The organism is Lentzea sp. NBRC 102530 (genome assembly GCF_030269365.1).
Taxonomy (GTDB): domain Bacteria; phylum Actinomycetota; class Actinomycetes; order Mycobacteriales; family Pseudonocardiaceae; genus Lentzea.
The window spans coordinates 497039-515115 of sequence record NZ_BSTF01000003.1 but is presented as its reverse complement, the minus strand read 5'-3'; the positions used below and the strand labels follow the sequence as shown (position 1 = coordinate 515115).

The following is an 18077-nucleotide window of genomic DNA, read 5'->3' as shown; positions in this document are numbered from 1 at the left end:
CTGATCAGCGACAACAGTCGGAAGTTCGACCTTTTGTCCTCCGACTAGGCCGTCCGTTTATCGGACGTCGTTGTCCCGGTTACCGATCGTTAACTCTGTTCGAGGTCTCAGGGAAGAGGCTACGGACGCGGGCGGAGGCGGAGTCGTGACAGGATCGAGAGGTGGACCGCTCAGTTGTGACCAGCACCGTCAGGACGCTCTGGGACGACGACATCGTCCCGAGCCTGTCTCAGCTCGTCGCCGTGCCGGCGATCTCTCCCGCGTTCGATCCCGCCTGGGAAGAACACGGAGAGTTGGCGGCCGCGATCGAGCACGTGCGCCTCTGGATCGAGTCACGTTCGATCCCCGGCGCGCAGCTCGACGTCGTCCAACTGGCGGGACGCACGCCTCTCCTCGTCGTGGACGTGCCCGCGTCCGGTAACTCCTCCGACGACACCGTGTTGCTCTACGGACACCTGGACAAGCAGCCGCCGGTGGGTGGCTGGGGTGAAGGGCTCGGTCCGTGGACCCCGGTGCTGCGTGACGGACGTCTCTACGGACGCGGCGCCGCTGATGACGGTTACTCCGGTTATGCCGCAATCGCCGCGATCGAGGCCGTGCGCGCGGCCGGCGGTTCGCACGCGCGGTGCGTGGTGCTGCTGGAGACCGGCGAGGAGTCGGGTTCGCCCGATCTGCCCGCCTACCTGGAGCACCTCTCGGACCGCCTGGGCCGGGTGTCGCTCGTCGTGTGCCTGGACTCCGGCGGCTCCGACTACGACCGGATGTGGCTGACGACGTCGCTGCGTGGATTGGTGCAGGTCACAGCCACCGTGCGGGTGCTGGAGGGCGGACTGCACTCCGGCATGGCCTCGGGCATCGTGCCCTCGTCGTTCCGCATCGCGCGGCAGTTGCTCGACCGGATCGAGGACTCGGAGACCGGCGAGATCCTGGTGCCGGAGATGCACGTCGAGATCCCGGCAGGGCGCCTCGCCGAGGTTCGCGACGCCGTCGCGGCCGCGCCGGGTGCGCTGTGGGACCCGGTTCCCCGGGTCGGCGACCTCCAGCCGATGTCCTCCGACGAGGTCGAACTGGCGCTGAACTCCGGCTGGCGGCCGACGTTGTCGGTGACCGGCGCCGAGGGGCTGCCGTTGCCGGACGACGCGGGCAACGTGCTGCGGCCCTTCACCTCGCTGGTGCTGTCGTTCCGGCTGCCGCCGACGGCGGACGCGACCGCCGCGCTGGAGGCGGTGCGGGCGAAGCTCACGACCGACGTGCCCTACAACGCGACCGTGGAGCTGTCCCGGGTCGAGTCCGCCGACGGCTGGAACGCGCCCGAGCTCGCGCCCTGGCTGTCGGAAGCCCTGGACGAGGCGGGCAAGGAGATCTTCGGGGCGCCGTGGCGGACGGTGTCGCTCGGCGGCTCGATCCCGTTCATGGGACTGCTGCACGAGGCCTACCCGGACGCGCAGTTCGTGGTGACGGGCGTGATCGGACCGGACTCGAACTGCCACGTGCCGGACGAGTGGCTGCACCTCGCGCACGCGGCCAGGGTCACCGAGGCGATCGCTCTGGTGCTGGACGCGCAGTCGAAGCAGAGCTGAACTCCTCCAGCAGCGCCAACCCCGTCGCCGGGTTGCTCCCCGCGTAGCGACGCGCTCTCGCGAGTGCGTCGACCTGCGCGGGGACGACCTCGGTCAGGTCGGTGAAGTGGTCGCGGACGGCGGCGAGGAACGCGATGCGCGCCGCCGCCCTGTCCGCGAGGTCCCCGATGGCCGTGTGCTCCTTGGAGTAGGCGCCCTGCACGCGGTCGCGCAGGACGTGCAGGTCCGGGTCCGGATCGGCGAGCACGCGCAGCAGTTTCGTCACGCCGTCACGGTCGTCCAGCGCGGTCAGCGCGTCGCCCGTCGTCTTGCAGACGCGGTCCAGTTCGTCGGCGACGAGCTTCTCGGTCACGGCGGCCAGCGCACTGCCACGCGGCTGGCGGACGATCGCGCGGGCCGAGCGGCTCAGCTGCCGGGCAAGCCCGCCGGAGAACGCGTAGGCGAGCGCCACGAACACCTCCGGCAGCCCCTCCACCGACCTGCTGATCAGGCCGCGGGCCAGCTGGAAGTCCAGGTAGTCGACCCGGACGACCTCGTCGAACGAGCTGTCGAAAACGCTGCGCAGGCCCATGCCCGCGAGCTCGAAGTCGTGCTGGGCCTCGGTGGACACGGACATCAGGTAGTAGCAGCCGGGCACGTCGAACACGGCCTTGATCTCGTTGAGGAACCTGCGGGCGGGCTCACCCGCGCCGATGCGGTCGATCTCGTCGATGGCGATCACCACGCGCACCGGGTCCAGCGTGCGGGCCACGTCGCGGACGAACGTGCGGAAGTCGTCCACCACCTCGGGATACGTCGGCGGGCGGCCGGTCAGGCTGGTCGCGCGCTTGTAGGCGAGTTCGGCTCCCCGGAAGCCGAACTTGCCGCTCGTCTCGCCGGTCAGGGTCTGGACGTAGGCGATGTCGCGCAGACCGCGCTGCGCCGCCTTGGCCAGCTGGACCCGTCCGTCGTGCCGGCGGCGCCAGACGATCTTGGGAGCGGACTCGCGGAGGTGGGCGAGCACCGCGTGGCAGGTCTGCGCGTAGAGGTGCAGCACGAACTCGCGCGGGACGTAGTCGACCGGCGCCGCGACCAGCACGCTCAGGTCGGCGGCCTGGCCCCGGCGACGGTAGGCGCCCCGGCAGAAGGCCCTCAGCAGGTTGGTCTTGCCGGAGCCGCGCGGGCCGGCGAGCGCGAAGCTGCCGCCGTCGAGGGAGTCGACCAGGTCGGCCAGCTCCCTGCCGGCGGGCACCGGCTGGTGGCTGATCAGCGACCCGCCCCGGTGCAGGTTCCGGGCGTCGTCGAACCTCAGCTCGGTGCCGGGCACGATCCGGGTACCGCCCAGCTCGGCGCGCAGTGCGGGCAGGACGCCGTCGTACAGCATCGCCGACCGCCATTCCCTGAGCGCCTGGTCCGTCGCGGCGGTCCTGCCGGCGATCATCGCCGGTGGCAGGACCGCGGTGGTGACCTCGATCAGCATGCCCGCTCCCCACATGAGCCCGAGCCCGAGCGGCGCGGTGGCGAGCACCCAGGGCCAGGGCCACACGAACACCGCGGCGAGGTTCACGATGAGGGCGGTGAGGGTGATGCAGCTCAGCCCGAGGACTCCCCAGAACCACGCGACCGTCCTGCCGATCACGGTCAGGTACGACACCCCGAGCACCAGCGCGGCGATCCCGGCGGCGATCGCGGCGTTGCGGCCGACGGGCAGCGCCGGGTCGCCGTTGACCCCGTACTTGAACAGCAGGGACCAGAACACGCAATCCGTCACCGGAACCACGACGAGCAGCACGCAGCGCCACAGGAACGGGCGCCTCGCCGCGATGCGAGCGAGCGCCAGAGCACGCAGGTTCCTGCCCCTGAGCTTCGCGTAGCGGTCGTGGTGCGCACGCGCGGAAGCGACGATCCACGGCTTGGCATCGCGCAACACGGCCCGCAACGCCTCGCGCTCGCCCGGTGGTGCTTCCAGCGCCACCTCGACGGCCTCGTCGAAGACCTCGTCCTCGGTCACCCGTGCATCGTCCGCTCGTACGGGCACGATCGAAATGCGCCGTTCAGGGCACACCCGGCCGCCATTCCACCCGTCTTTTAGTGAGGAAAAACTCAGACAAGACGTGCGCCCGACCAGGCGTCCCCGCTGGTGTCCCACACTGGGGCGATGGGCGAACAAGCGGAACGGGCGCGTCTCGCGGAGTCGGACTCACCGACTTCGCCGTGGCGGCTGTGGGGGCCGTACCTGTCGGGTCGCCAGTGGGGGACGGTCCGCGAGGACTACTCGCCCGAGGGTGACGCGTGGGCCTCGTTCCCGTTCGACCACGCCCGGTCCCGTGCCTACCGCTGGGGCGAGGACGGCATCGCCGGCATCTGCGACGTGCACGGGTTCATGAACCTCGCGCTCGCCCTGTGGAACGGGAAGGACCCGATCCTCAAGGAGCGGTACTTCGGCCTCGCCAACGAAGAGGGCAACCACGGCGAGGACGTCAAGGAACACTGGTGGATCACCGACGGGACGCCCACGCACTCGTGGATGCAGATGGTCTACCGGTATCCGCAGAGGGAGTTCCCGTACGGGCAGCTGCGGGAGATGGCGCGCCACGCCGGCCGGGAGAACCGCGAGCCCGAGCTGAGCGACACCGGTGTGCTGGACGAGAACCGGTTCTTCGACGTGCAGGTCACGTACGCGAAGGCCGAGACGGACGACATCTGCGTCGAGATCAGCGCCACCAACCACGGTCCTGAGGACGCGCCGCTGCACCTGTTGCCGCAACTGTGGTTCCGCAACACGTGGGCGTGGGGGCGGGACCAGCGGCCGTGCCAGCTCGTCGCGAGCACCACGGCCGGCCGCAAGGTCACGGCCGACCACGGCAACCTCGGCCGGTACACGCTGCACCTCGACGACCGTCCGTCGATGTTGATGACGGACAACGAGAGCAACGAGATGGCGTTGTTCGGGGCCGAGCGCAACCCGTCGCCGTGGGCCAAGGACGGCATCTGCGACTACGTGGTGGGCGGGAGCACGTCGGCCTGCCAGGTCGTGGGACCCGATGACGCCGGTGCGGCCGGGACGAAGTTCGCGGCCTGGTACTCGTTCGACCCGGTGGAGCCGGGCGAGACCGTGACGATCCGGCTGAGGCTCGTCGGCGGGGACGGGCACCTGGACCCGTTCGGGCCGAGCTTCGCGGAGACGATGACCGCCAGGAAGCTCGAGGCGGACGAGTTCCACGACGCGATCGCACCGCAGACGAGCCAAGAAGAGAAGCACGTGCTGCGGCGGGCGCTCGCGGGTCTCATGTGGACCAAGCAGCACTACCGGTTCCGGACGCGGGACTGGCTGGACGGCGACCCGACCAAGCCCGAGGCACCCAGCTCACGACGCACCCCCGAGGCGCGCAACGTGCACTGGCGGCACCTCGACGTCGCCGACGTGATCTCCATGCCGGACGAGTGGGAGTACCCCTGGTTCGCGGCCTGGGACCTGGCGTTCCACACGATTCCGTTCACGCTGGTCGATCCCGCGTTCGCGAAGGAGCAGCTGCTGCTGTTCTGCCGCGAGTGGATGATGCACCCGAACGGTCAGATCCCGGCCTACGAGTGGGAGTTCGGGGACGTCAACCCGCCGGTGCACGCCTGGGCGGCGTTGCAGGTGTACCGCGCGGACGGGAGCCGGGACCGCGGGTTCCTGGCCAAGGTCTTCCACAAGCTGCTGCTCAACTTCTCGTGGTGGGTCAACCGCAAGGACGCCGACGGGAGCTACCTGTTCGAGGGCGGGTTCCTCGGCATGGACAACATCGGGCCCGTCAACCGGTCGGAGCCGATGCTCGGCGAGTGGCGGCTGGAGCAGTCCGACGCCACGTCGTGGATGGCCGCGTACAGCCTGCACCTGATGCAGATCGCCTTGGAACTGGCGCGCGACGACGAGTCCTATGAGGACGTCGCGACGAAGTTCGTCGAGCACTTCCTGTCGATCGCGGAGGCGTTCACGCACTTCGGGTCGCACGGCGGCGGGATCTGGCACGACGAGGACGGGTTCTGCTACGACCGGGTGTCCAGGCGCCACCACGACGGCTCGGTCGAGTCCGAGCCGGTGCGCGTGCGGTCGATGGTCGGGCTGATCCCGCTGCTGGCGTCCGCCGTCCTCGAACCGTGGGTGCTGGAGGAGTTGCACGGGTTCACCAGCAGGCTCGAACACCTGCTGAAGCGACGGCCTGAGCTGCGGCAGTTCATCACGTTCCACTACGAGCGCGGCGCGTTCGTGTCGTTGCTCGACGAGGGCAAGCTCAAGCGCGTGCTGCACCGGATGCTGGACGAGCAGGAGTTCCTGTCGCCGCACGGGATCCGCAGCCTGAGCGCCGCCCACCGCGAGGGGCTCGAGGTCAAGGTCGCGGGCCAGGACCACCGCATGGGGTACGAGCCGGGCGAGTCGCACACGCCGATGTTCGGTGGCAACTCCAACTGGCGCGGGCCGGTCTGGCTGCCGACCAACGCGCTGCTGGTCGAGGCGTTGCGCACGGTCTGCGCGTTCCACGACGGCATGTTCCAGGTCGAGATGCCGACGCACTCCGGACGCTGGGTGACCGCGGGCCAGGTGGCGGACGAGCTGAGCGACCGGCTCGTCGGGCTCTTCCTGCCCGACCACGACGGGCGCAGGCCGGCGGACGGCAAACGCGTCGAGGCCTCCGAATCACCCCTTTGGCGCAGGCACGTCACCTTCAGCGAGTACTTCGACGGCGACACCGGTGAGGGTCTCGGGGCGACGCACCAGACCGGCTGGACCGCCCTGGTGGCGGGTCTGATGGTCGACAGAACACGCTGACCAGCACCGTCGTGATCAAATCCTGATCAAGAAAGTACTAGCTGGTAGTAACCATTCGTGCGCAATATGTGCAGATGCTGTGTGATCTGAGCCAAATCACGCAAGATTCTGTGCCAGAACGCGTCATTTGACGCAAAAATGTTGCAGGCGAGTGGCCTGTAACACGCACGTGCTGTCCAGGGCGTCACCCGAGTGGCAGGATCCCGTTCACTCGTCCGCGACAGTTACGAGGAGTGACGCAGTGGCTCGTCGAACCAGGCAGTTGATGGCCATGATCCCGGCCTTGGGGCTGGCCGTGATGGCAGCTTCAGGCTGCGCGACTCCCGTGAACCAGCCCGCTGGCGACTCGGGCGTCACGCTGGTGCAGAGCGGCAAGCTCGTCACCTGCACGCACCTCTCCTACAAGCCCTTCCAGTTCAGCGAGGGCGACAAGACGGTCGGCTTCGACGTCGACCTGGTCGATCTGGTCGCCAAGGAGCTGAACGTCACCCAGCAGATCTTCGACACGCCGTTCGAGACGATCACGTCGGGCACGTCGTTCAACGCGAACCAGTGCGACCTGGCCGCCGCGGGCATGACGATCACCGACGAGCGCAAGCAGGCGATCGACTTCTCGGACCCGTACTTCGACGCCTCGCAGGCGCTGCTGGTCAAGAAGGGGTCGAACATCAAGACCCTGGCGGACCTCAAGGGCAAGAAGCTCGGCGTCCAGCAGGACACCACGGGTGAGAAGTACGGCAACGACAACGCGGCCGCCAACGGCTACACCGTCGTGCAGTTCGAGGACCTCCCGCTGTCGGAGACCGCCGTGCGCACCGGCGCCGTCGACGCCGTGATCAACGACAACGGCGTGCTCTACGACTACGCCAAGGAGTTCCCGGACACCGAGGTCACCACCGAGTTCGACACCGGTGAGCAGTACGGCATCGGCATCAAGAAGGGCAACACCGCCCTCGCGAACAAGGTCAACGAGGTGTTGAAGAAGGCCAAGGAAGACGGCCGCTACGACACCATCTACGAGAAGTGGTTCGGCAAGAAGCCGACGTCGAAGTAGTCGCGGTTGTGGGGGCCGGTGCGAGTTCGAACGCGCCGGCCCCGCCGCTTGTCCGAACCACCTCCGGTAGGAGCCGCAATGGCCATGTCCAAGCGCAAGCGCGCGGAATACATCCGCTACGCGCAATACGGACTTCTGGTAGTCATCGCCGCCCTGGTCGCCTTCCTGGCCGACTGGGGGCAGATCAAGGGCGCGTTCTTCAACACCGAGATCGCCGCCTCGATGTTCCCGAGCGTCATCACCGTGGCGCTGAAGAACACCATCATCTACACAGCGCTCGGCTTCGCGTTCGGGCTCGCGCTGGGCCTCGTGCTCGCGCTCATGAAGCTCTCGTCGGTCGCTCCCTACCGCTGGATCGCGACCGTCTACATCGAGTTCTTCCGCGGCGTCCCCGCGCTGCTGGTCTTCATCGGCATCTACTACGGCGTGCCGATCGCGTTCCAGATGCAGTTCCCGCCGCTGACCACGGTCATGCTGGCGCTCGGTGGCGTCGGTGCCGCGTACATGGCGGAGACGATCCGCGCCGGCATCCAGGCCGTGCCGAAGGGCCAGGTCGAGGCCGCCCGGTCCCTGGGCATGTCGCAGGGCCGCGCGATGATCACGATCGTGATCCCCCAGGCGTTCCGGATCATCCTGCCGCCGCTCACGAACGAGCTGATCCTGCTCACCAAGGACTCCTCGCTCATCTACATCCTCGGCCTGTTCCGCGAGCAGTACGAGCTCACCAAGTTCGGCCGGGAGACGCTGAGCCGCAGCCCGTCCCTCACGCCGATCCTCATCGCGGGTCTGTGCTACCTGATCATCACGCTGCCGCTGGGGTACCTGTCCCGGTACCTGGAGCGTCGTGGCACCAGCGGTAAGAAGAAGGTGTCGGCATGAGCGATGTCGCCGTCGAGATCACCGGGCTGAAGAAGTCGTTCGGCCCGCTCGAAGTCCTCAAGAACATCGACCTCACCGTCCAGCGCGGCGACGTGGTCTGCATCATCGGCCCGTCGGGTTCCGGCAAGTCGACGTTGCTGCGCTGCGTCAACGTCCTGGAGGAGCCCAACGGCGGCAAGATCGTCGTGAACGGCGTCGAGCTGACCGATCCGGACGTCGACATCGACTCCGCCCGGACCAAGATCGGCATGGTGTTCCAGGGCTTCAACCTGTTCTCCCACCTCAACGTCCTCGCGAACCTCACGGTGGCGCAGCGCAAGGTCCTCAAGCGCTCCGAGGAGGAGGCGAAGAAGGTCGCGCTGCACAACCTCGAACGCGTGGGGCTGAGCGAGAAGGCGCACTCGATGCCCGCGCAGCTCTCCGGCGGTCAGCAGCAGCGCGTGGCGATCGCCCGCGCGTTGTCGATGGACCCCGAGGTCATGCTGTTCGACGAGCCGACGTCCGCGCTCGACCCCGAACTCGTCGGTGACGTGCTCGGCGTGATGCGCCAGCTCGCCGACGAGGGCATGACGATGCTGGTCGTGACGCACGAGATGCAGTTCGCCCGCGAGGTCGCCGACAAGGTGATCTTCATGGACGGCGGCTACATCGTCGAGGAGGGCCCGGCGGCCGAGGTGATCGGCAACCCGCAGGAACCGCGCACCCAGGAGTTCCTGGCCCGCGTGCTGGACCCGACGCACCACGGCCCGAGCGACCCGGTCTAGGTCCGTGGCGAGGGGGAGGGTCTCCGCGGCGGACGTGCTGCGGGGGCTGTTGGGGGAGAACGACAACTCAGGTGGTGGCGGGTGGAGGTTGCCGCGGCGCAAGCCGAGCACCCCACCCGTCATCCGCGTGGTGGACCGGGTGGTCACCGACGTCCTCGACCTGCGCGCGGTCGAGGTGCCGTACGTGCTGGAGTTCGAGCGCTGCGTCTTCGAGGCGGCGCCGGACGTGCGGCAGGCGAACCTCGCCGGCATCTCGTTCACCGACTGCGACCTGCCGGGGTTCCAGGCGCGGAACCTGCACAGCAGCAACGACGTCTCGTTGCTCGACTGCCGGGTGTCCGGCCTGACCGACCTCACCGACGCGGAGATCGCGGGCTCGGTGTTGTTGCGCGACACCAGGTTCAGCGTGCCCGGCGGGCTGTGCCTGCACGGTGACCGGCTCACGGTGGCGGGCGCGTTGCTGGGGTTCGGCATCATCACCGAGGGCGAGGTGCGGTTCGCGGGCGCGCGGATCGGCGGCAACGTCAACCTCGGCAGCGCGGTGCTGGAGAACGGCGACGGCTTCTCGTTGAACGGCAACGGGATGCAGGTCGGCGGCAACCTGCTCGGCGCGTTCACCTCGCACGGCGTGGTGTTCCTGTCGAACGCCCGGATCAGCTCGACGTTGTCGTTGAGCGGCGCGCAGCTCTCGCGCGGTTCCGACTTCGAGCACACCAACGACCCGCACGCCGACCCGTCCGCGACGCTGGTCCTCGACCGCGTGGACGTCACCGGTGACCTCGAACTCGACCGCGGCTTCACGAGCCAGGGCACGATCCGCGCGGTCAACGCCAAGATCGGCGGCACGTTGTCGCTGGCAGAGGCGGTTCTGGACGCCGTCTCGCCGAACTCCGTCGGCACCGACCCGACCGGTTCGGGACGCGCGCTGCACGTCGACGGCGCGGAGATCGGCGGCGACGTCGTCGGCCGCGGCGTGCAGATCAAGGGCCAGCTGCGCATGGTCGACACGCACGTGCGCGGCAGCATCACGATCGAACGGGCCGTGGTGCACAACCCGGCCGCCGACGCCGTGCTGGCCAACCGGTCCCAGATCGGCAGCAACTTCGTGGTCCGCGAGTCCGAGGTGTCCGGCGGGCTGGAGCTGCGCGGCATCACCGTCGGCGCGAACCTCGACCTGCGCGGCAGCCGGTTGATCAAGCCCGGCAAGTACCGGCACCAGCCGCGCGAGAAGCCGTCATTGGACATCGGTGGCGCCACGATCGGACGCGACCTCATCTGCGCGCGCGGCGACAAGGAGTTCGTCGCGCATGGCGGCGTGCGGTGCCGTCGTGCCGTGATCGGTCGCATGGCGAACTTCAACGGCGCGGTGCTCGGCTACAAGCTCGACAGCCACGCGTTGAACGCCATGGGCATGCAGGTGCAGGAGCTGATGCTCAACGTCGTGTCACCGCCCAAGGGGCTCGTGACGTTGCGGCAGGCGCGCTGCACCTCGTTGGACGACAACGAGAACTTCTGGAACGCCACGGGGTTCATCGACCTCGACGACTTCCGCTACGACTCGCTCGCGTACCCGATCGACCTGCGTGACGACGACCAGGTGCAGCAACGGTTGCGCTGGCTGCGGCAGGCGATGCGGCGCAGCTACCACCCGCGGCCGTACGACCAGTTCGCCGAGATGCTGACGGCGGCGGGCAACGAGGAGCACGCCTCGACCGTGCTGATCGAGAAGCAACGCCTGCGGTACAAGGCGGTGGCCGAGGGCATGCGGTTCTTCGGGCCGTTGGTGCTGCTGTGGAGCTTCCTGCAACGGTCGATGGTCGGCTACGGCTACCGGCCGGCGCGCGCGTTGGGGTGGCTGATCGCGGCGTGGGTCGTGGGCAGCCTGTGGTTCCAGTTCAGGGGACCGCTGGTCGAGATCAACGACGACGACCACCTGCCGTGGAACGCGTGGATCTACACGATCGACCTGGTGGTGCCGATCGTCGACTTCGGCAACAAGAACCGGTGGCAGACACCGGGTGCGTCGCAGTACATCGCGTCCGGGCTGATCGTGACGGGGTGGATCCTCGCGACGACGGTCGCGGCCGGCCTGACCCGGATGCTGAAGCGCTAGCTGGTTTTCGCACACCATCGGGGAATTCCGCCCGGTGGTGATCAGTGGTGCGATTCTCCGGTGATCGTCGCCGAGTCGACCGAACTGTTCGTCGGACCTCGGACCGCGCTGCTGCAGGTGGTGCGGCTGACGTCCCCTGCGTTGGCGGGGCCGGTGCGCGCGCACCTGTCGGGGCCGGGCCTGCGCTCGCCGCGGCACGGCGGGTCGTTGCGGCCGGGGCCGTTCGGGTACGAGCTCGCGGTCGACGTGTCCGGGCACCAGCCCGGTGCGGTGGTGCCGGCGGTCGCGGTCGTGCGGTCGGACGCCGGTGAGGAGTCGTGCGCGTTCTCGCTGGTCGTGGGCTCGCCGGGGTGGACGGTGCACCTCGTCGGGCACGTGGCCGGGGACGCGCCGTTCTCTTCTTTCCGGGCTCATCTGGACCTGGCGCTGACCGATCCGGCGTACCGGTTCGCGGTGACCTCGGTCGAGTTGTTGCAGCCGTACTGGGACACGTTTCCGGAGCACCGGTCGTCGTTGCTGCGGCTGATCTCGGAGGGGCGGGTCGAGGTCGTCGGGTCCGAGTCCAACGTGGTCGGTGTGGCGCCGGTGCTGTCGTCGCTGCCTTCCGGGCCGTCGCTGGCGGCCTCGTCGCTGGGTGAGGCTTCGCGGTCGGTTTACGCGGCGTTCCTGGAGCTGCGGTCTGCCGCTGTGGCGCCGCACGTGATGATGCCCGTCGGTGCTGCTCACGAGGCTCCTAGCCCGTGGATCACCGCCGTCCATCACGACTGGAGCGCGCGCTACACGTGGCCACGCGTCGTCTGCTCGTTGCCGCGCGACTACTACGTGCGTGGCTCTGTGCCCGTACCGCGTGCTGCTGAGGATGACTCGCCTGCTGCTGTGTTCGCGTCGCACGCGGCACGGTTGAGCGGGGCGGCGTTTCCTTCTTCGGCGTTGGCGCGTGCTTCGGTGGCGCACCCTCGAGAGGCCTTCGACCTGCAGTCAGAGGTCGTGGCGCGGTCCTTGGCGGCGTTGACATCCACTGTGGACTCGTCGGTGGTGGTGTGGAACCCGTTGGCCGTGGCGTGCACCGACATCGTGTCCGTGCATCTGCCGTACGAGCGCAACGTGCACGTGGAACTCGACGGGGTCGTGCTGCCCACGTTGGTGGATGGCGTGACTGTCACGTTCTTGGCGCGTGACGTGCCCGCGCGCGGGTGGCGGACGTTCTCGTTGGTCGAGGATTCCGTTGACCACGGGTGGAAGCGCGGTTTCGGTGCGGAGATCGCGTCCACTCACTACGTGTTGTCCTACGACCCGATCGCGTCGCTTGTGGCCGTGGACGGGCCTGCGTTGGAGGCGCCTCGGCTGGTAGGGCCGGTGAGCGTGTGGCACAGCGAGGTCGGCGAGAAGATGGTCGGCTCTTCCGTGTTCGTGTTGTGGAACTCGGTTGATCATCTCGGGCCGTCCCGGCTGTTCGCGGTGCTGGGGTCGCGGTCACCTTCCTGCGGGGCGTTGGACGCGGTGCCGTCGCGGTTGGCGGTGGCCGGAGAGCCGTTGGGGCCTGGTTCGCCTGCCGTGACGCCGGTGTTCGGGCGGTACTGGCTGCACGAGCCCGCGCCGTTGGGTGGCCTGGGCGCGAACGTGCGGGTCGAGGTGCTGGGGCCCTCGCGGCTGCGGGTCGTGGCGGTGTCGGACGGGACGGCTTTCGACGGGGTCGTCCGGCTGGTGCTGCCTTCCGGCTGGTCGGCGTCGTGGGAGTCGCTGCCGGTGTCGTTGCCCGCGGGTGGGTACGTCTCGGCCGAGGTCGGGCTGGCCGGGCCGCGCACGCCGGGGTGCCATCCGGTGCGGGCGGTGCTGGAGGGGCTGCCGTTCGAGGTCTACGACGTGGCGCTGCTGACCGTGCCGGAGTGGGACGGCGCCGATCCCGTCGAGGTGCTGTGGGTGGCGTCCTCGCCTTCTGCGGTTTCGGTGCGGGCCGGGGAGTCCGCGCTGGTGCGGGTGGAGCTGGCCTCCGGCGCCCTGGGTGACCTGCCGGTGCAGGCCAGGCTGTTGTCGCCGCGGTCGTCGTGGGAGTTCGCCGGGCCGTTCTGCGTGGGCGGCCTGCTGCCGGCGCAGGGACGGCTGCCGCTGGACTTCACGCTGGCTGCGCCCGCGTGGGCGACGCCGGACGAGTGGACGGCGGTGGTGCGGGTGACCGCAGGCGACCTGGTTCGGACCACTGCCCCCATCCGGCTCGTCGTGGCTGGTTAAGCTCGGTCACCGTGACTGATCTGGTGCTGGCACTGGACTTCGGCGGCACCAAGATCGCCGCTGCCCTGGTGGACCCGCTCGGCGCCGTCGTGCGTTCGTCGCGGGTGCCGACCCCTGCCGTCGACCCGTGGGACGCCGTCGTGTCGGTGGTGTCGACCGTGGTGCAGGACTCGGCGGTCGCCGGGGTCGGCATCGCCTCGGCCGGCCCGGTGGACACGGTCGCGGGCACCGTCTCGCCGATCAACGTGCCTTCCTGGCGGGCCTTCCCGCTGCGGTCGTCGGTGGCCGCGCTGTTCCCCGGCGTGCCGGTGGAACTGGCGGGCGACGGCGTGTGCATGGCGCTGGGCGAGCACTGGTGCGGTGCCGGTCAGGGCGCGCGGGACATGGTGGGCCTGGTGGTGTCGACCGGCGTCGGCGGCGGCCTGGTGCTGGACGGCCGCCCGTTCGGCGGGCGCACCGGCAACGCGGGCCACATCGGGCACGTCGTGGTGGAGGCGGATGGTTTGCCGTGTTCCTGCGGTGGGCGCGGGTGCGCGGAGACCGTGGCAGGTGGGCCGCGGATGGTCGAGTGGGCCCGGCGGGCCGGGTGGCAGGCGCCGGACGACGCCGACGCGGCTTTGCTGGCTGCCGCGGCGTTGGCCGGGGAGGAGATCCCGCTGGAGGCCTTCGACCGGGCCGGGCGGGCGGTGGGGATGGCGATCGCCGGGGCTGCCGCGGTGTGCGACCTGGAACTGGCCGTCGTCGGCGGTGGGGTGGCGCAGGCCGGGGAGCTGCTGTTCGAGCCGATCCGGCGGACGTTGAAGACGCACGCCGGGTTGTCCTACCTGGACGGGCTCGAGGTGCGGGCCGCGGAGTTGGGCGGAGAGGCCGGACTGGTCGGGGCGGCGGCGCTGGTGCGACAGGTACGCTGAGCTGCGGGTTCTGTACCTGTGGATGGAGCGGGAACCAAAACCGGCGGTCGCGCGTTGCGTCATGAGGAATCGCGCGGGGGAAGCTGCGGGCTGACGGATCAGGCCGGTTGGCGAGTCAGGCCGGTTGGCGAGTCAGGCCGGTTGGCGAGTCAGGCCGGTTGGCGAGTCAGGCCGGTTGGCGGGCGTGCCTCAAAGGCGACTCGACCCTGGTCACCGTCACTCCTGCTGCCTCCAGGGACGCGCGGACCGTGCGGGCGATGTGCACGGCGCCTGGGGTGTCGCCGTGCACGCAGATCGAGTCGGCCTGGATGCGGACCGGCCTGCCGGTGACGCTGCGGACCCAGCCCTCGGTGGCCAGTTGGACGCACCTCGCCGCGATCTCGGCCGGGTCGCGCAGGACGGCGCCCGGTTCGGTGCGCGGCACCAGGGTTCCGGACGAGGTGTAGGCGCGGTCGGCGAACGCCTCGTGCCACACGCGCAGGCCCGCCACCGAGGCGCGCTTCAGCCAGACGGCTCCCGGCGGGCCCAGTACGGCGAGGGTTGGGTCGAACATGCGGACGGCGTCCACCACGGCGTCGGCCTGGGCCTCGTGGCGGACCAGGGTGTTGTAGAGGGCGCCGTGCGGTTTCACGTAGGAGATCCGGGTGCCGGCGACCCTCGCGAACGTCTGCAATGCGCCGAGTTGGGCCAGGACCTCGTTGGTCAGGGTGTCGGGGGCGACGTCCACGAAGCGGCGGCCGAAGCCCGCCAGGTCGTGGTAGCCGACGTGGGCGCCTACCGCGGTGCCTGACTCGGCGGCCAGCGCGCAGGTCTCGCGCATCGTGTCGGCGTCGCCCGCGTGGTAGCCGCAGGCGATGTTCGCGCTGGTCACCACCGAGAGCAACGCGTTGTCGTCGCCCAGGGTCCAGTGGCCGAAGCCCTCACCCAGGTCTGCGTTCAGGTCCATGTTGATCTCCCCCTTCGGTGGCGCGCTCTGTTTTGTGGGATTGTTGAACGATTCTACGATAGGGCAATTGAACGATCCTGGGAATAGACTGCCCCGGTGACCGAGACGTGGGTGTCGACGCTGGCCCAGAGCAAGTCCGACCTGGAGCGCGCCAGCACCGCGCAGAAGGTCGCCGACATGCTCCGGGAGCGGGTGCTCGACGGGGAGCTCGAGCCCGGTCTGCGGCTGAGCGAGGAGGCCATCGGCGGCGCGCTCGGGGTCAGCCGCAACACGCTGCGCGAGGCGTTCCGGCTGCTCACGCGCGATCGGATCCTGGTGCACGAGCACAGCCGCGGCGTGTTCGTGCGCAGGCCGACCAGCGAGGACGTGTGCGACCTGTACGCGGCGCGCCGGGTCATCGAGGGTGGCTCGCTCCGGCTGTGGAACGACGTCACCGAGGCGCAGCGGGAAGCCGTCCGGGCGCCGGTCCGCCAGGCCGTGGCCCGCGCCGAGAAGAACGACTTCAGCAAGACCGGCAGCGCGAACATCCAGTTCCACCGCGGCATCGTCGGCCTCGCGGGCAGCGTCCGGCTGAGCGACGAGTCGGACCGGCTGTTCGCCGAGCTCATGCTCGCGTTCCGGGTCGCGCGCGAGGTCGACGCCTTCCACCGGACGTACCTGCCGTGGAACCGCAGGATCGTCGAACTGCTGAACAAGGGCACGGTCGACGAGGCGGTCGGGCAGCTCGACGAGTACTTCGACGCGGCCGAACAGGACCTCGCCAGCCGTCTGACGGCGGATTAATCCAAAGGGAACGTTAAGCCGACGGCAACGATTGCGATCACGGGGCTGACGACCACGTCAACCAGGCCTAACATCCGCGCAACACCGCGTACACGGAGGGCCACCATGCCGTCGGATCACAAGACCGGCTTGCGCTGGAGCAACTGGAACCTGCTGCTGATACTTCCGCTGTTCATGCTCATCACGCCGTGGTTCAACATGGACGAGCCCAGGATCTTCGGGTTGCCGTTCTTCTACTGGTACCAGTTCCTGTTCGTCCCGCTCGGCGTCGCGTGCGTCGGGATCGTCTACGTCAAGACCAAGGACGAGCCCGTGGTCACCGGCAAGCCCGACAAGCTCGGCGTGGACGACCTGGACGAGGGAGCGAACTGATGCAGTGGACCGAGCTGATCGTCTTCAGCGCTCTCTTCCTCCTCGTCACGGTGATGGGCTTCGTCGCGGCGCGGTGGCAGAAGGGCGAGACCCTCGACCACCTCGACGAGTGGGGTCTCGGCGGCCGCAAGTTCGGCAGCTGGATCACGTGGTTCCTCGTCGGCGGTGACCTCTACACGGCCTACACCTTCGTCGCGGTGCCGGCGTTGATGTTCGGCGCGGGCGCGCTCGGCTTCTACGCGCTGCCGTACACGATCATCCTGTACCCGCTGGTCTTCCTGCCGCTGGTGCGGATGTGGTCGGTCAGCCGCGTGCACGGCTACGTGACGCCCGCGGACTTCGTGAAGGGCCGCTACGGCTCGCACTGGCTCGCGTTGCTGATCGCGATCACCGGCATCGTCGCGACCATGCCGTACATCGCGTTGCAGCTCGTCGGCCTCGAAGCGGTGCTGCGGTCCATGGGCCTCAACGGTTCCGGCATCCTCGGGCACCTGCCGCTGTTCATCGCGTTCCTGATCCTCGCGCTCTACACCTACCAGTCGGGTCTGCGGGCGCCGGCGCTGATCGCGTTCGTCAAGGACATCCTGATCTACCTGGTGATCCTGGTGGCGATCATCTACCTGCCGTCGAAGTTCGGCGGCTGGGGCGAGATCTTCAACGACGCGCAGGCCAAGTTCGACGCGACGCCCAGCAAGACCGACGGCATCCTGCTGACCGGCACGAACCAGCTGCAGTACGCGACGCTGGCACTCGGTTCGGCACTGGCGCTGTTCCTGTACCCGCACTCGCTGACCGGCATCCTCGCGAGCCGCGGCCGCAACGTCATCAAGCGCAACATGGTGGCGCTGCCCGCGTACTCGCTGCTGCTGGGTCTGCTGGCACTGCTCGGTTTCGTCGCGATCAGCGCGGGCACCAAGCCGATCGTCAACCAGGCGACCGGCCGTCCCGACACCAACACGATCGTCCCCGAGCTCTTCGGCGCGAACTTCCCGTCGTGGTTCGCGGGCATCGCGTTCGCGGCCATCGGCATCGGCGCGCTGGTGCCGGCGGCGATCATGTCCATCGCGGCGGCGAACCTGTGGACGCGCAACGTCTACAAGGAGTACGTGAAGAAGAACGCCACCCCGGCGGAGGAGGCCAAGCAGGCCAAGCTCGCCTCCCTGGTGGTGAAGTTCGGCGCCGTGGCGTTCATCGTGTTCGTCGACCCGCAGTTCTCCATCGACCTGCAGCTCATCGGCGGTGTGATGATCCTGCAGACGCTGCCGGCGGTCGCGATCGCGCTCTACACGCGCTGGTTCCACGTGTACGGCCTGGTCGCGGGCTGGGTCGGCGGCATGGGTTACGGCATGTGGCTGCTCTACAACATCGGCAACCCGGCCGTCGGCAAGGCGCACTTCGCCGGTTCGGCGCTGCCGCTGGGCAACATCTCGATCTTCGGGTGGCACCCGTTCGGCACCTCGACGACGCAGATCTACGTCGGCATCGTCGCGCTGTTCGTCAACCTGCTGGTCGCGGTGATCGTCACGCTGGTCGCCAAGCAGGCCAAGGTGTCCAACGGTGTCGACCACACCGACCCGTCGGACTACCACGTCGACGAGGACAACCCCAGGGTGAAGCCCATCGCGGCCCACTGAGACGCAGTCGGCAACACTAT

The 18077-nt window shown here is 69.0% G+C and carries 13 protein-coding genes; 11 read left to right on the top strand and 2 right to left on the bottom strand.

Going from position 1 to position 18077, the window contains the following annotated elements; all coding sequences use genetic code 11:
• Positions 1 to 161: 161 nt before the first annotated feature.
• Entirely contained in the window at positions 162 to 1580 is a 1419-nt protein-coding gene (locus tag QSK25_RS10085) for a M20/M25/M40 family metallo-hydrolase (protein ID WP_285636913.1), read from the top strand.
• Here the strand turns inward: QSK25_RS10085 and QSK25_RS10080 are convergent.
• On the bottom strand, positions 1531 to 3570 hold the full coding sequence (locus QSK25_RS10080; protein ID WP_285636909.1) for a P-loop NTPase fold protein: 2040 nt from the start codon (positions 3568 to 3570) through the stop codon (positions 1531 to 1533). The two genes, QSK25_RS10085 and QSK25_RS10080, sit on opposite strands and share 50 nt — an antisense overlap.
• Before the next feature lie 147 nt (positions 3571 to 3717).
• Between QSK25_RS10080 and QSK25_RS10075 the strand changes: the two genes are divergently transcribed.
• The 7 genes from QSK25_RS10075 to QSK25_RS10045 all read left to right on the top strand — a co-directional run bounded on the left by QSK25_RS10075 (position 3718) and on the right by QSK25_RS10045 (position 14322).
• The gene (locus QSK25_RS10075) at positions 3718 to 6372 is read left to right on the top strand and encodes an MGH1-like glycoside hydrolase domain-containing protein (RefSeq protein ID WP_285636906.1); all 2655 of its coding nucleotides are present in this window, start codon (positions 3718 to 3720) and stop codon (positions 6370 to 6372) included.
• Between the two features lie 241 nt (positions 6373 to 6613).
• On the top strand, positions 6614 to 7426 hold the full coding sequence (locus tag QSK25_RS10070) for a basic amino acid ABC transporter substrate-binding protein (protein ID WP_285636903.1): 813 nt from the start codon (positions 6614 to 6616) through the stop codon (positions 7424 to 7426).
• A 78-nt stretch (positions 7427 to 7504) separates the two neighbouring features.
• Positions 7505 to 8305 carry an amino acid ABC transporter permease gene (locus QSK25_RS10065; RefSeq protein WP_285636900.1) on the top strand — a complete coding sequence of 267 codons (801 nt, stop codon included), beginning with the start codon at positions 7505 to 7507 and terminating at the stop codon, positions 8303 to 8305.
• Positions 8302 to 9069 (top strand): amino acid ABC transporter ATP-binding protein, encoded by a 768-nt coding sequence (locus QSK25_RS10060; RefSeq protein ID WP_285636897.1) that lies wholly within the window; start codon positions 8302 to 8304, stop codon positions 9067 to 9069. The genes QSK25_RS10065 and QSK25_RS10060 overlap by 4 nt, the downstream gene beginning before the upstream one ends.
• Before the next feature lie 4 nt (positions 9070 to 9073).
• Positions 9074 to 11182, top strand: coding sequence for a hypothetical protein (locus QSK25_RS10055; RefSeq protein ID WP_285636894.1), 2109 nt, complete (start codon positions 9074 to 9076; stop codon positions 11180 to 11182).
• Between the two features lie 60 nt (positions 11183 to 11242).
• Entirely contained in the window at positions 11243 to 13411 is a 2169-nt protein-coding gene (locus tag QSK25_RS10050) for a polysaccharide deacetylase family protein (RefSeq protein ID WP_285636884.1), read from the top strand.
• 11 nt (positions 13412 to 13422) lie between these two features.
• On the top strand, positions 13423 to 14322 hold the full coding sequence (locus QSK25_RS10045; RefSeq protein WP_285636880.1) for an ROK family protein: 900 nt from the start codon (positions 13423 to 13425) through the stop codon (positions 14320 to 14322).
• Positions 14323 to 14488: 166 nt separating this feature from the next.
• On the opposite strand, the gene QSK25_RS10040 is transcribed toward QSK25_RS10045, so the two are convergent.
• Positions 14489 to 15268 carry a LamB/YcsF family protein gene (locus QSK25_RS10040; protein WP_285636877.1) on the bottom strand — a complete coding sequence of 260 codons (780 nt, stop codon included), beginning with the start codon at positions 15266 to 15268 and terminating at the stop codon, positions 14489 to 14491.
• A 96-nt stretch (positions 15269 to 15364) separates the two neighbouring features.
• Here QSK25_RS10040 and QSK25_RS10035 point away from each other — a divergent pair, with 96 nt between their 5' ends.
• From QSK25_RS10035 to mctP, 3 genes are all read left to right on the top strand, one after another.
• On the top strand, positions 15365 to 16051 hold the full coding sequence (locus QSK25_RS10035; protein WP_285636874.1) for a GntR family transcriptional regulator: 687 nt from the start codon (positions 15365 to 15367) through the stop codon (positions 16049 to 16051).
• Between the two features lie 105 nt (positions 16052 to 16156).
• Positions 16157 to 16423 carry a DUF3311 domain-containing protein gene (locus QSK25_RS10030; protein WP_285636871.1) on the top strand — a complete coding sequence of 89 codons (267 nt, stop codon included), beginning with the start codon at positions 16157 to 16159 and terminating at the stop codon, positions 16421 to 16423.
• Positions 16423 to 18057, top strand: coding sequence for a monocarboxylate uptake permease MctP (gene mctP, locus QSK25_RS10025; protein WP_285636868.1), 1635 nt, complete (start codon positions 16423 to 16425; stop codon positions 18055 to 18057). Before QSK25_RS10030 ends, mctP begins: the two co-directional genes overlap by 1 nt.
• The last annotated feature ends 20 nt before the right edge of the window (positions 18058 to 18077 follow it).